Below are 13,111 nucleotides of genomic sequence, written 5' to 3'. Positions count from 1 at the left end.
AGCTGATAAAGTAATACACATGCAAAACGAACTTGATGTATTACGTCAGCAGCTCGCAAAGCAAGAAGAGATCATTGCTCAGCTTCAGGCGCGTAATAACTACCTCGAAGAACAATTCAGACTGGCCCAGCAAAAACGCTTCGGTGCCAGCAAAGAGTCACACCCCGCGCAAGCTGACTTGTTCAATGAAGCCGAAACGCTGGTTGAAGAAGCACCTGAGCAAGACGTGGAAACCATCGAATATCAGCGCAAAAAGCCGACACGTCAGCCACTGCCAAAAGAACTGCCCCGTGAGCGGATTGTCCATGACATAGATAATAAACAGTGTGATTGCTGTGGCGGTGAGCTGCACAAAATGGGCGAGGATGTGAGCGAAAAGCTGGAGTTTATCTCGGCTCAGGTCAAAGTCATCGAACACGTCAGACCAAAATATAGCTGTCGACACTGTGAAAAAACGCACACTCAGGTTGAGATAAAACAAGCCCCAGTACCACCGAGTCCAATCCCGAAAGGCATTGCCACAGCCAGCTTACTAAGCCAGATCATCACCAGTAAATATCAATATGGCTTACCGCTGTATCGGCAGGAAAGTCTGTTCAAACAATATGGTATCGCGCTGGGAAGAGGAACTATGGCAGACTGGATGTTACGCTGCGCCAGTTTATTCAAACCGCTCTACGACAGGCTGCACGAAGTGTTGCTACAGCAACCGGTACTGCATGGTGATGAAACCACGGTTAAGGTGGTGAAAGAAGACAAACAGACCAGTTACATGTGGCTGTATTGCAGCGGCATGGACTCGCCTGCGCCAGAGGCAAGCATCCCCAATATCGCTCTGTTCGACTATCAGAATAGTCGTGCGGGTCGCTGTCCTGTGGCGTTTTTACAGGGCTACGACGGCTATCTGCAAGTTGACGGGTATGCGGGTTATGAGCAAACGCAGGCGACACTGGTTGGCTGCTGGGCGCACGCAAGACGCAAGTTCAAAGAAGCCGCAGATGCGCAGGCCAAGGGCAAAACCGGCAAGGCGAACTGGGCACTCAACCAGATCCAAAAACTATATCGAGTTGAAACTGCAAACAAAACAGCAAGCGCAGAGGCGCGGCAGGCTGTACGGGTACAACAAAGCGCACCGCTGCTGGCCCAGTTTAAAACCTGGTTAGATAAATCAGCACAAACGGTGGTACCAAAATCGAAGCTGGGCGAGGCCGTCCACTATACGCTAAGGCAGTGGCCGAAACTCATTCGCTACCTCGATGACGGACACCTAAAGATAGACAACAACCGGGCCGAGCGGGCCATCAAACCGTTCGTCATAGGGCGAAAGAACTGGCTGTTTAGCTTCACCACAAGTGGTGCTGAGAGTAGCGCAACCCTCTATAGCGTGATCGAAACAGCCAGAGCAAACGGCCACACCCCATTCGACTATGTGATGCATTGCTTAAACTAATTAGCTCAGCCACAGTGCGATATCGACAGTTTACTGCCTTGGCATGTTAGCCTCCAGGTGTAGTTCGCCGCACGCTTACATTAGATTAATATATGAAGTTGCTGTTGAACCGCCGAATTTGGCCCTTATTCGACAGTCAGATTTGATTAATTCCTAGCAATCAAACCTGATAGATACAGTTAAGACTTATCCAAATTAATGCTTTTAACAGCCAGTTATCCGCAAAACGCTCTGGCTAGATAAGGAAATAATTTACTGTGATTTTATAAGCAATGAGTTAGCCCAGCCCTTATCCATTAAATGCGCCAGATAAAATAAAAGCCAGCAGTTTGCTAGCTTTTTTGATGTTTTTACATTTACATGGCGTCGTACTCGTCCTGCCAGAAAAACTTCTCTTCGCCAAATGCTGGTTTTAAGTCATCCAGCCAGTGGGCATTTTCGTCGAACTTGGCAAAGAACGGACGCTGCACCCAGTCTTGGTTTCGTGCTTGAATAAAGCGCAGTACAAACACCTTTTCGCCTGCGACTTCGGTTACGCCAGACACTTCAACTTTACCAGGACCCGCACTCATTGATGGTCCTCGAACTGTACGACTCACACCAGAGACTTGCTTATAAGCTTCACGGAATGTTTCCCACGTTTTGTGTAACGGGATTTCAAAGTAACGCTTAGCGCCGGTATCTCGTTCGATAAACATGTAGTAGGGGATCATGCCAAGCTGCGTTTGCTCTTTCCACATGTCAGCCCACATATCAGCGTCTACGTTTATATTATTTAAAAGCGGAAAAACAAATGACACCCATCATAATTAGCATCAAAGCTGAGGAAGTGAAGTAAAAGAGTATCTAAACATTCCAGTCATTTTGGTCAAAAACGTTTATCGATAGGCTAATTCTTATCGCCTCGGCATATCTCTACACTAAAACAGGGTTATCGCGCACGGCAAAGCGCTGAAAATACAGCAGCAAGAAACTCTAGAATTGAAAATGTTCGTTTTACTAAGCCAGCAAGCGCTCGCAGTTTGTTAGGTTTGTCCGTCGTCGTTTTTGCAATGTTTCACAGTAAGCGGTTATTTTTCGCTCTCGACCAACAGCACCGTGGAATACCCGAGAAAATTGCGTAGTAAGTTTTATCCAGTTCTCAGGCTCTATATTTAATCGAGTGAGTATGGGTTGAGACTCAAAGATATAGCCTCGCTTGTTGGCTCGAATGCACTGGCCTGTGAGTTCAACTAATTCGATATAGGGTTTGAGTTCAAAAGGCAGGCCTTTTGGCATATGTTTTCGTGGGCTGCCAGCAAAGCGTAATAGGCTTTTTGGTTGTTTGCCCAGCTTTGCGTGGTCAATGCGCTTTTTGATGCTGGTGTAGTCTGAGGTTTCAGGCGTTGCGGCAATGTTGGCTCTAATGGGGTTTAGGTCTACGTAAGCGAGACAAGCAGCCAATGCAGCCTCGTCTAGTAGTGCTTGGGATTTGAATCGTCCTTCCCAAAACCGGCCTGTACAGTTATCTTCTATATTTGCTCGGCGGGCGATATCTTCGTTGAGTACTCGCATAAACCAGCTAATATCTGCGAGCCTTTCTCTGTATTTGGCGACATGCTCATTGAGTATCAACTGCTCCGACTCATTGAGTGGCTCACCTTCAGTAAACTTTTGGCTTATCCAGTTGCCCTTAAACAACTTGTGCCATCGTATCACAATCGCTTTATCCGACAGGCGCTTAGCTTTTTTATCATCAACATATAAAACAATGTGAGTGTGATTACTCATCACCGCATAAGCACAAATATCAATACAAAACACAGACCCCAACATCAGAAGTTTTTCTTCAACCCAATCTCGGCGGTGTTCGTATGATTTTCCGGTAAATTTATCTTCACCGCACAGAAAGGCGCGCCTTACGCAACGGGAGATACAGTGATAATATTTGGTGTCGGTTAAACTGATTTGTCTTTTACGTGCAGTCGCCATAATTTGTTTTCCTCAATCCTTTGAGTGCAGAATTAAAGCTTAGGCGGTATATTTGGAAGGTGCAAATTAATAGTGGGTGTCAGTGATTTGTTGTGGTGGTGGGTGTCAGTGATTTGTTTCAGCGATTTGTTACTTTGTGAGGTCAAGTGTGAATAAGAAAGAGTGTAGGGAAAGCGGTATTTTATATGCCGTCTTCATTACCGTGTTGTTGTATTTCTTCTTTAAAATTACTTTAATTTTCTCAATGGTGTCAGATAGAGACTTCACTTGCCTAAGCTCTATTTGGAGTAACTCTGATACTGTAATAACACCTTTCTCTGCATTTTTTATTCTGGCGATATTTAGCTGTATTTGGTTTTTTTATTGTGGCATAAAGTACAAACAAAAAGCAGGAAAATCTGTATATTTACTATTAGTCGTCGGAACTATGTTCTATTACTTTTGGTTCAAAGGGTTTTACGGTTTATGGCACCTAATGAGCTACGAGCAAAAAGAAATTACATTACAAGAGTTTTTTGAAAAAACAGGTGGTACAGAAAGGTTAAAGTTGTATGGTAATGGGACTAGTCAAAATGTATTGTGTAAATTGTGATACAACAAAAAAGCAAATTAAAAGTACGGACAAAAAACAGTTGGCTTTGTTCGTATCTCACAAATTTTAGCCAATTATTTTAGCCGTTTATTTGCGGCGTTATATCTCATTGTTGAAAGGGGCTAAGCATGAAGTTTTGGATTTTGGCTGTAGTTGTTTTTGTTGCAACGAGATGTGCATGAATACCGACGTTCCAATCTAAGTACAACTTGACAGAGTATCAACCAAATAGAGTTATAGGCTTGGAAAGTGACAATATCTATCAAGTGAGAAAAGGTATGGTTACTTGGTTTTTTGGAGTTAAAAAAGGTAGCTATATCGCAAAATATCAAGACGAATCAGGTTATTATTTTGAAGGTTCAAACTATTCAGCCTGTATGGGAACGCAAGGTAAAACGGGAGAGTGTACCTCACGCTTGATGGGCGGAATATGGCAATCAAAAACCGACCCAACTGATTTTCGCATGTATTCCATCGATGGTTCGTCAGAGGAAGAGAGCTCTAGTGTTCAAGGATATGCTCTTACTTTAGGCAAGTATGTGATTGAAACTAAATCAGAAGAATTTTCAAAGAAAGTCGGTGGAAGTTTTTAAATTGAGATATAACAATCAAATTATGTCGCCCGTCAGGGTGGGCTGGGACGCAAATACACGGGCGGCTTCGCCATTCTCGCATCCACATCCCATATTTGGGCGTTAGATTTTCATTTAAATTAGGAGAAGTTGTGAGAAACACATATTCGTTTTTAGTTATTCTGTTGTCTATTTTCTCTTCGTTTACATTTGCTGACGAGTTTTATAGTGGCTGGGAGGGTAAATGTTTCGAGGATAAGTACGTGATTCAGCTTTACTTTGGGTGGAGTGAAGAAGGATATGCGCAATATAAAAAGAAAATAAAATCGACTATAAAAGAATGTAAGCTGGGTGAAAAGGTGTACAAAATTTTACATAAACCAGCCGGTTATATTGCGACTGGACGCTGCGGAGCTCATGATCCTGTGTTCTTACTTATAGGAGAGGAGAATAAATTAATATTTGAAGATTTTGCTTGGGATTGCGATTGGTCTGCAGATAGTTATCTATCAAAAGTTGAAATTATAAAAGGCGTTAATAAGCCAATAGTAACTAGAGTAAAAGGTGATCCACGTTAATCTAACAAGGCCAATCATTATAGCGCTCTACGCTAGAGGAAAATAAAGACACCCACGACTATTAATGAATTAAGTTGTACCCCATACAAACTAATTAAACAGTGGACGCAAAGCAGCAGGCTTGCGCTTATTCTTTGCTTAGTTTAGTCTGCTATTTCCCGCTGTTTATTAAGGCGTTATGCATGAACGGAGTGTCAGTAAATATGAAATGGATTATCTTCAGTTCGATCTTAATGATCGTTTCAGGTTGTGCTATTAATCAACCGAGAAGTATTGATCAAGAGCCTAGTATTAGCGAAGTAGTGACCATACAAAAGGAATTTCCACCACAAATTTGGTCTGATCATATATTACTGGATATAAGTGAATCTAAATACGCGGATAAAAGTATAGAAATATTGTCATCACTTGGATTCGTCGGGGTTGTCAAAAGCTCCCACGGGGAGTTTGTGTGTGGGAATTATTCAAATAATAGAGCCGCTATAAAGTGTACTCGGGTAGAAGGTAAGACCTTTGTTTACGCAGTGGTTGCAGGCCCCAAGGTTGAGGTCGTTCAAAAGCTAAGAAATGAGATAATGTGGCAACTCTAAAAAATGCATAACAAATTGGTTAACAGGAACTAACTACGCGGCATAAGCGACCTCATTACCAAAGTGCTAGCCCTTAGAAATTTTTATGCGAAATTTGCCTTGCACAGCCGGCGACCTAAAGCGTTTTTGTCCTAATACGAGTTGGTTGAGTGCCCGTTATCGCAATTGGGTTTAAGATATGAAGTTGCTGTTGAACGGCCAAGTTTGGCCCTTATGCGATAGTCTGATTTGATTAAGCCGTAGCAATCAAACGTGATAGGTATAATTAAGACTTATCCAAATTAATGCTTTTAACAGCCAGTTGTCCGCAAAACGCTCTGGCTAGATAAGGAAATAATTTACTGTGATTTTATAAGCAATGAGTTAGCCCAGCCCCTATCCATTAAATGCGCCAAGTAAAATAAAAGCCAGCAATTTTCTGGCTTTTTTGATGTTTTTACATTTACATGGCGTCGTACTCGTCCTGCCAGAAGAATTTTTCTTCCCCAAATGCAGGTTTTAAGTCATCCAGCCAGTGGGCATTTTCGTCGAATTTGGCAAAGAACGGACGCTGCACCCAGTCTGGGTTTCGTGCTTGAATAAAGCGCAGCACAAACACCTTTTCGCCTGCGACTTCTGTTACGCCAGACACTTCAACTTTTCCAGGACCCGCACTCATTGATGGTCCTCGAACTGTGCGGCTCACACCGGAGACTTGCTTATAAGCTTCACGGAATGTTTCCCACGTTTTGTGTAACGGGATTTCAAAGTAACGCTTAGCGCCGGTATCACGCTCGATAAACATGTAGTAGGGGATCATGCCAAGCTGCGTTTGCTCTTTCCACATATCAGCCCACATATCAGCGTCTACATTTATATTATTTAGAAGTGGTGCTTGTGTTCTGATCTGTGCACCAGTTTTGCGGATAAGTTTAATCGCTTCACGTGTGACTTCAGTACGCAGTTCTTGTTTGTGGTTAACGTGCGCCATGATTGACACATGCTTTCCGGCATCAACCAGCTCTTTTAGTAAGGCTAACAACTCTTGTGCGTCCGGATCGGTGACGTATCTAAATGGCCAAAAAGTGAGAGATTTAGTGCCGATCCTGATGGTGCGAATATGGTCAAACCTTGGCTCTTTTAGTGCCTCAAGGTATTTACGCAATTTAACGGTGCGCATTACCATAGGATCGCCACCAGTCATCAATAGATCGGTCACTTCAGTGTGTTCGGCCAAGTAGTTGTGGAGCAGCTCGGCGTCGTTATTGTTAAATCGGGTAGCCTTGCCAACAAACTGCGCCCAGCGGAAGCAGAAAGTGCAATATGAGTGGCAGTATTGTCCTTGAGACGGGAAAAACAACACTGTTTCTTTATATTTGTGTTGGATCCCGTCTACACGTTCACCTTCATACTCAGGAACATTTTTTTCCATTTGACCCGCAGGGTGCGGGTTTAACTTTTGACGAATTTTGGTTGCGAGGTTAAACACTTCTTCTGGGGTATGTTCGCGACTTAACAAGTCGGCCATTTGCTCGTAAGACTCATCGTCTAGCATGCCACGTTGTGGGAAAGTTAACTGAAAAACGGGGTCGTTAGGCACTTTATCCCAATCGATGAGCTCTTCAATCACAAAGTTATTAACGCGAAAAGGGAATACATTGGCGACGACTTTCATTTGAAAGCGAAGGTGTTCAGGTAGTTTATCCAATTGCTCAATCTTATCGATTTGACGGTGTTGGTAAACAGTAAAACGAGGGGGCTGATAAGCTTCAGCTGGCTGCAATTTGACGGTTTGCTGCATAGATAATATGTCTCTTTTCTCACTTGCTAATGATAAAAGCCACCATGGTAACATGTCATTGATATCATTTCAGGTACAAGGCGAGGAAAGTTCAAAATAACGCAATTTTGCTGACTACGCGCCACCGTTTTAGATTACATTGTTGGAATTAGGTCAAAAAATAGACCTAATTCCAGATTTAATGTGCTTTAGAAATGTTCGCCTTCAATGGCGGCGTAAATCGCGTCAATGAGTGTTTCAATATCTTCATTTGAGGTGATATACGGCGGCATAATATAAATTAGCTTGCCAAAAGGTCTTATCCATACACCTTGTTGAATGAAGAATTTTTGGATTTTTGCAACATCAACAACTCTTTCTACTTCCACCACGCCAATCGCTCCAAGGACTCTGACATCTGTGACTGCACTTTGATTAAGACAGCGCTTGAGTGCGTTAAGCGCGCTCTCGACTCGTTCAATATTGGCTATTGTTTCTTGGCGTTTTAAGATTGTGAGACTAGCTACAGCGGCGGCACACGCCAGCGGATTTCCCATAAAAGTTGGTCCGTGCATTAATACTTTCGCCTCGCCTTGGCTTATACCCAAAGCCACTTCCTCTGTTGTCAAAGTGGCCGCAAGCGTCATGTTTCCGCCAGTAAGCGCTTTGCCAACACACATAATGTCCGGCGCGATATCTGCATGTTCACAGGCAAACATTTTACCTGTACGACCAAACCCAGTCGCAATTTCATCTAAAATTAGTAGCACCTCATACTTATCGCATAGCGCTCGAAGCGCCTTGAGATATTCTGGGTGGTAGAAGTTCATGCCGCCTGCATTTTGCACTATTGGTTCAATGATAAATGCCGCGACCTTTTCATGATGAGCGGCAAATGCTTTTTCTAAGGCGTTAAGTTCATCTTGACTTTGGCAGCCGTAAAACTCACTTCTAGGGGCATCGACAAACACCTGCTCGGGTAAAAAACCTTGGTACATGGCATGCATCGAATTCACAGGATCGCAAACGCTCATCGCCGCGAATGTATCACCGTGATAGCCTTTTTTGGCTGTCATTATTTGGTTTTTTTTCTTTTTGCCTTTACTCAACCAATATTGGATCGCCATTTTGATTGCAACTTCAACACTGACTGAGCCGCCGTCGGCTAGGAATACTCGATTAAGTGGGGCTGGGGTTAGCTCCACGAGTAGTTTGCATAACTCCACGGCAGGCTGATGAGTTAGCCCGCCAAACATGACATGGCTCATCGTGTCCGCTTGATTTTTTATCGCCGTGATTATTTCTGGATGACCATAACCATGCACAGCACTCCACCAGGATGCCATACCGTCAATGAGAGTTTCGCCAGTTTCAAGCTCAATTTTGTTCTCGAATGTTCTTGCGGCTGGATAGACGGGCAGAGGGTCAATCATCGATGTATAGGGGTGCCATATATGCTTGCGATCAAATTCAATATCAATTGTATGTTTATTGCTCATTTGTAAACCTTTTGGGCGCATGTAACGTTGACAATACTAAGCTAAGAAGTAGACTAAGCCAATCACCGTCAGTTTGACTGCGCTAAATTTAATCACTAGAAAATACGCGTGTTGTAAATTTAGGCAAGAATAAAAAGAGAATGAAAATATGGAATTAGGCGCGCTAAGACACGATTGGACACATGAAGAAGTAAAAACACTGTTCACCATGCCTTTTAACGACTTACTTTTTTATGCAGCAAGTATTCACCGCAAAAACTTCAATCCCAATGAAGTTCAAATCTCCACTTTGCTGTCTATCAAAACGGGTGCCTGTCCTGAAGATTGCAAATACTGCCCACAGTCAGGTCATTACAAAACGGATCTTGAACGTGAGCGTTTGATGGAAGTGGAAAAGGTTGTAACTCAAGCTAAGTTGGCGAAAGAAAAGGGCGCGACGCGTTTTTGTATGGGCGCCGCTTGGTCTGATCCAAAAGACAGAGATATGCCTTATATCGCCAAAATGGTGAAAGAAGTTAAAGAGCTAGGCCTAGAAACCTGTATGACTTTGGGTAAATTGGATAATCAAAAAGCGCACACGCTAAGAGAAGCGGGCCTTGATTATTACAACCATAATTTGGACACCTCACCTGAATACTACGAGCAAATTATCACGACAAGAACGTATCAAGACAGACTCGATACCCTTGATCATGTAAGAGATGCAGGAATGAAAGTGTGCTCTGGTGGTATTGTAGGAATGGGAGAGCAGGCATCTGATCGTTATGGCTTGCTGATCCAATTAGCAAACCTGCCAAAACAACCAGAAAGTGTACCGATTAATATGCTTGTTAAAGTGAAGGGCACGCCACTAGAAAATGTTGATGACCTCGATCACTTTGAATTTATCCGTACTATCGCGGTTGCGCGTATCATGATGCCACACAGTTACGTGCGTTTATCTGCAGGTAGAACGGCGATGAATGAACAGATGCAGTCTATGTGTTTCTTCGCTGGCGCTAACTCAATTTTCTATGGTGATAAGCTATTGACCACGGAAAACCCAGAAGCAGACGCCGATATGAATCTCATTAGAAAACTTGGGATGAACCCTGAAAAACGTGAAGATTATTCGGATGAAGCCTATGAGGCATCGTTAAGCTCTGCAATTGCAGACAAAGCGACATCAGAGCTATTTTACGAAGCCAACTAATCAATGTCGTTTGAGTATATTCAATCTGCTTTAGCAGCCCGTCACGCTGAAGGGTTGCTAAGAAAGCGCATTGTGGTTGAAAAGGCCTCTGCAAGTAAAATAAAAATTGCTGATCAGCAATATATTAACTTTGCTAGTAATGATTACCTAGGGCTTGCAGACTCGTTGGAGTTTAACACGCTCGCATGCACTGAAGCCGGAAGCCGAAGTTCGGCGCTTGTTACGGGTTATCTTGATATTCACCGTCAGCTAGAAGATAAGCTTTGCAGCGTTTTGGGTTACGATGCAGCACTGTTATTTCCAAGCGGTTTTGCTGCTAATATCAGTGTGTTAAAGGCATTGTTCACGCCCCAAGAAAAGCAATTAAGCGCTGCGGTGTTCCAAGACAAGCTCAACCACGCCAGCCTGTTGGACGGTGGTTTAGCGGGCAGCGCTAAGTTTGTTCGCTTTAATCACAATGATTTGACGCACTTAAGGTCTCGATTAGAAAAAACCAAAGCCGACAGTAAACTCATCGTGACTGAAGGGGTGTTTTCTATGGATGGAGACAAAGCGCCAGTATCTGAAATCAGTGTGCTGGCTCAGTCTCATTCTGCGTGGTTGATGGTCGACGATGCTCATGCGTTTGGTGTTGTTGGAGCGCAAGGACTTGGCACGATTGAAAGCGGCATTAAACCTGAAATTTTGGTGATCACTTTTGGCAAAGCGATGGGCTGTCAAGGAGCTGCGGTATTAGCGAGTCATGATGTGATAAATTACATGACGCAATTTAATCGTGAGTTTATCTATACAACGGCGTTGTCGCCTATTATGGCAAGCGTTGCACTATGCCAATTGAATAAGTTGCTTGCTGCATCTGAAGCGAGACACAAATTACAAGTAAACATCGACTATTTTAAGTCGTTAGTTGCGCAAACCAACTTATCTCTCATTCCAAGTGATACGGCCATACAGCCTCTTGTGTATGGTAGCAGCGAAAACGTATTAACGGCGCAACATAAGCTAAAGGAAAAGGGGCTTTGGGTTGGCGCTATTAGGCCACCAACTGTGCCGCAAAATACCGCACGATTGCGAATAACAATAACGGCACAGCACAGTCAAGAGGATATAGAAACATTAGTCTCGGCCTTAGTGGAGGGAGCATGAGCAAAGCACAAAAGACGCAAACAGCGAAGTGCTTTTCAAAAGCCGCGCAATCGTACTCTCAACACGCTAACGTGCAAAAACAGGCTGCAGATATACTCTTTTCACGTTTAACACAGCAAAATAGTGAGCTTGGTGCTGTGCGTATGTTTCCTCGGTTGCTCGATTTAGGATGCGGGCCACATGAAAACTTTCATAGATTAAACGCCTTCACGAATCATTATGTTGGAGCGGATCTAAGCTTGGCTATGTTGGCAAGCGCTGAAAATACGACAAATAGTGTTTGCTGTGATATGGATAAACTCGCTATTCAGTCAAATTGTATCGACTTAGTCTTTAGTAATTTTGCAATTCAGTGGTCTAATTCCCCACAAGCGTTGTTTGCGCAATTGTATGAAGTACTAAAAAAAGAAGGACGAGTGTTGCTAAGCTCAGTGCTAGACGGCTCGTTAAACGAAATCGATAACGCATGGCGAGCCATCGATGAGTGTGGCCATATCAATTCATTTTATTCGCTGTCTGCACTTAAATCTTTTGCGCTACAGGCCGGATTCGAAGTGACTTGGGCGGATGAAGCGTTATTGATAGATAGTTATGACACGCCATTAAAGGCGTTGCGCTCGGTAAAAAACATCGGTGCCAACGATGTAAAAACTGCTTCTCGCCGACAAGGTTTGTTAGGCAAATCAGCCTACGCTCAGCTGCTGAGCAGCTACCCTGAGAGTGAAACTGGTTTTGATGTAAGTTATCAAGTCGGATTTTTGGAGTTAAGGAAATGAATCAAGCATATTTTGTAACTGGGACCGACACTGAGGTAGGTAAAACCTATATTTCTACTTTATTACTAAAACTGTTGGCCAAGCACGGTAAAAAAGCTTTTGGCTTTAAGCCGATTGCAGCAGATGCTGAAGAGGCATTTGGTGAACTAGTGAATGTGGATGCTATCAGTTTAATGGAAGCTGCGACGGTTCACGGTACTTACGAGCAAGTTAACCCATTTTGTTTTGCACCACCAATTGCCCCGCATATTGCAGCCAAGCAGGTAAATGTTGACATCACAGTCGATAAGCTACACGAGTGTTTTAGTGAAATTCAGCAACTGGGCGCAGAGTATATATTATGTGAAGGTGCAGGTGGCTGGGCATTGCCCATTAACGACAATGAATATCTGTATGATTGGGTCGTCAGAGCACAACTTCCCGTAATTTTAGTGGTTGGCATGAAGCTAGGCTGTTTGAATCACGCATTCTTAACGGCAGAATCTATCAAGCAAAAAGGACTGAATTTGGTTGGGTGGGTAGCAAATCAGATTGACCCTGAAATGTCTGTATTTGAAGAAAACCTTGAAAGTTTAAAGCTTCGCCTAGACTGTCCGCTGCTTGCAACAGCGCCTTACAGTGAGGGCACACCAAAGCTACAGCTTCGTTCAGCGTTACTAGAGTTGTTTGAGCTTAAATCAGGTACCAGTTAATACTAAATAACCTGAGCTGCGGATAATTAATGCCTTTCTAGCAGCCAGTTTTAGCGCTAACTGCGCTGAATTCACTTCCAATAGCCAGCTATTGGTGCGTAAATTTGCCTTGCCTACAAGGATGTAGGTACCTAGGCGGTAGCAGGACGCGAGAGCGGAGTTATCTCCAAAACTCTCTGGCTAGATAAGAAGATAGTTTAAGGTGATTAAAAAAACAGTGAGTTAGCTCATTCCTTATCCAAACCTCAGGTTTAAACAAAGCGGCTTCTAAAAGTAGTAAGCCGCTTTGAGTCT

The 13,111-nt window shown here is 43.4% G+C and carries 11 protein-coding genes and 2 pseudogenes; 9 read left to right on the top strand and 4 right to left on the bottom strand.

The window, feature by feature from the left end:
• Window positions 1-19: 19 nt before the first annotated feature.
• A pseudogene (locus DRB05_RS17910) lies at window positions 20-1,447 on the top strand (IS66 family transposase); the annotation flags it as partial.
• Between the two features lie 359 nt (window positions 1,448-1,806).
• Here DRB05_RS17910 and DRB05_RS17905 read toward each other — a convergent pair.
• Window positions 1,807-2,235: pseudogene (locus DRB05_RS17905) on the bottom strand (lysine 2,3-aminomutase); the annotation flags it as partial.
• Window positions 2,236-2,449: 214 nt separating this feature from the next.
• Window positions 2,450-3,421, bottom strand: coding sequence for a transposase (locus DRB05_RS17900; protein WP_128728139.1), 972 nt, complete (start codon window positions 3,419-3,421; stop codon window positions 2,450-2,452).
• Window positions 3,422-3,569: 148 nt separating this feature from the next.
• Between DRB05_RS17900 and DRB05_RS17895 the strand changes: the two genes are divergently transcribed.
• The 4 genes from DRB05_RS17895 to DRB05_RS17880 all read left to right on the top strand — a co-directional run bounded on the left by DRB05_RS17895 (window position 3,570) and on the right by DRB05_RS17880 (window position 5,753).
• Window positions 3,570-4,013 (top strand): hypothetical protein, encoded by a 444-nt coding sequence (locus DRB05_RS17895; protein ID WP_128728138.1) that lies wholly within the window; start codon window positions 3,570-3,572, stop codon window positions 4,011-4,013.
• Between the two features lie 242 nt (window positions 4,014-4,255).
• Window positions 4,256-4,606 carry a hypothetical protein gene (locus DRB05_RS17890; RefSeq protein WP_205125741.1) on the top strand — a complete coding sequence of 117 codons (351 nt, stop codon included), beginning with the start codon at window positions 4,256-4,258 and terminating at the stop codon, window positions 4,604-4,606.
• Between the two features lie 131 nt (window positions 4,607-4,737).
• Window positions 4,738-5,163 (top strand): hypothetical protein, encoded by a 426-nt coding sequence (locus DRB05_RS17885; protein ID WP_128728136.1) that lies wholly within the window; start codon window positions 4,738-4,740, stop codon window positions 5,161-5,163.
• A 203-nt stretch (window positions 5,164-5,366) separates the two neighbouring features.
• On the top strand, window positions 5,367-5,753 hold the full coding sequence (locus DRB05_RS17880) for a hypothetical protein (protein WP_128728135.1): 387 nt from the start codon (window positions 5,367-5,369) through the stop codon (window positions 5,751-5,753).
• Window positions 5,754-6,195: 442 nt separating this feature from the next.
• Here the strand turns inward: DRB05_RS17880 and DRB05_RS17875 are convergent, their stop codons facing one another.
• Both DRB05_RS17875 and bioA read right to left on the bottom strand, forming a co-directional pair.
• The gene (locus DRB05_RS17875; RefSeq protein WP_128728134.1) at window positions 6,196-7,533 is read right to left on the bottom strand and encodes a lysine 2,3-aminomutase; all 1,338 of its coding nucleotides are present in this window, start codon (window positions 7,531-7,533) and stop codon (window positions 6,196-6,198) included.
• Between the two features lie 188 nt (window positions 7,534-7,721).
• Entirely contained in the window at window positions 7,722-9,011 is a 1,290-nt protein-coding gene (gene bioA, locus DRB05_RS17870; protein WP_128728133.1) for an adenosylmethionine--8-amino-7-oxononanoate transaminase, read from the bottom strand.
• A gap of 148 nt (window positions 9,012-9,159) precedes the next feature.
• Here bioA and bioB point away from each other — a divergent pair, with 148 nt between their 5' ends.
• The 4 genes from bioB to bioD are packed head-to-tail and all read left to right on the top strand — an operon-like array spanning window position 9,160 to window position 12,817.
• Window positions 9,160-10,203: a biotin synthase BioB gene (bioB, locus tag DRB05_RS17865; RefSeq protein ID WP_010379433.1), complete on the top strand. Its 1,044-nt coding sequence runs from the start codon at window positions 9,160-9,162 to the stop codon at window positions 10,201-10,203.
• A gap of 3 nt (window positions 10,204-10,206) precedes the next feature.
• Complete coding sequence (locus DRB05_RS17860; RefSeq protein ID WP_128728132.1) at window positions 10,207-11,349, top strand: 8-amino-7-oxononanoate synthase; 1,143 nt, start codon at window positions 10,207-10,209, stop codon at window positions 11,347-11,349.
• Window positions 11,346-12,125 carry a methyltransferase domain-containing protein gene (locus tag DRB05_RS17855; RefSeq protein ID WP_128728131.1) on the top strand — a complete coding sequence of 260 codons (780 nt, stop codon included), beginning with the start codon at window positions 11,346-11,348 and terminating at the stop codon, window positions 12,123-12,125. The genes DRB05_RS17860 and DRB05_RS17855 overlap by 4 nt, the downstream gene beginning before the upstream one ends.
• Window positions 12,122-12,817: a dethiobiotin synthase gene (gene bioD / locus DRB05_RS17850; protein WP_128728130.1), complete on the top strand. Its 696-nt coding sequence runs from the start codon at window positions 12,122-12,124 to the stop codon at window positions 12,815-12,817. The genes DRB05_RS17855 and bioD overlap by 4 nt, the downstream gene beginning before the upstream one ends.
• The last annotated feature ends 294 nt before the right edge of the window (window positions 12,818-13,111 follow it).

Source organism: Pseudoalteromonas sp. A757 (assembly GCF_004103285.1).
Taxonomy (GTDB): Bacteria; Pseudomonadota; Gammaproteobacteria; order Enterobacterales; family Alteromonadaceae; genus Pseudoalteromonas; species Pseudoalteromonas galatheae.
This window is presented reverse-complemented; position numbering and strand designations above follow the sequence as displayed.

Bases quoted from the DNA above. Each gene is read 5' to 3' on its own strand.
- DRB05_RS17875 (WP_128728134.1), bottom strand. From the start codon at position 7,533: ATGCAGCAAACCGTCAAATTGCAGCCAGCTGAAGCTTATCAGCCCCCT.
- DRB05_RS17860 (WP_128728132.1), top strand. From the start codon at position 10,207: ATGTCGTTTGAGTATATTCAATCTGCTTTAGCAGCCCGTCACGCTGAA.
- DRB05_RS17855 (WP_128728131.1), top strand. From the start codon at position 11,346: ATGAGCAAAGCACAAAAGACGCAAACAGCGAAGTGCTTTTCAAAAGCC.
- DRB05_RS17900 (WP_128728139.1), bottom strand. From the start codon at position 3,421: ATGGCGACTGCACGTAAAAGACAAATCAGTTTAACCGACACCAAATAT.
- DRB05_RS17880 (WP_128728135.1), top strand. From the start codon at position 5,367: ATGAAATGGATTATCTTCAGTTCGATCTTAATGATCGTTTCAGGTTGT.
- bioD (WP_128728130.1), top strand. From the start codon at position 12,122: ATGAATCAAGCATATTTTGTAACTGGGACCGACACTGAGGTAGGTAAA.
- bioB (WP_010379433.1), top strand. From the start codon at position 9,160: ATGGAATTAGGCGCGCTAAGACACGATTGGACACATGAAGAAGTAAAA.
- bioA (WP_128728133.1), bottom strand. From the start codon at position 9,011: ATGAGCAATAAACATACAATTGATATTGAATTTGATCGCAAGCATATA.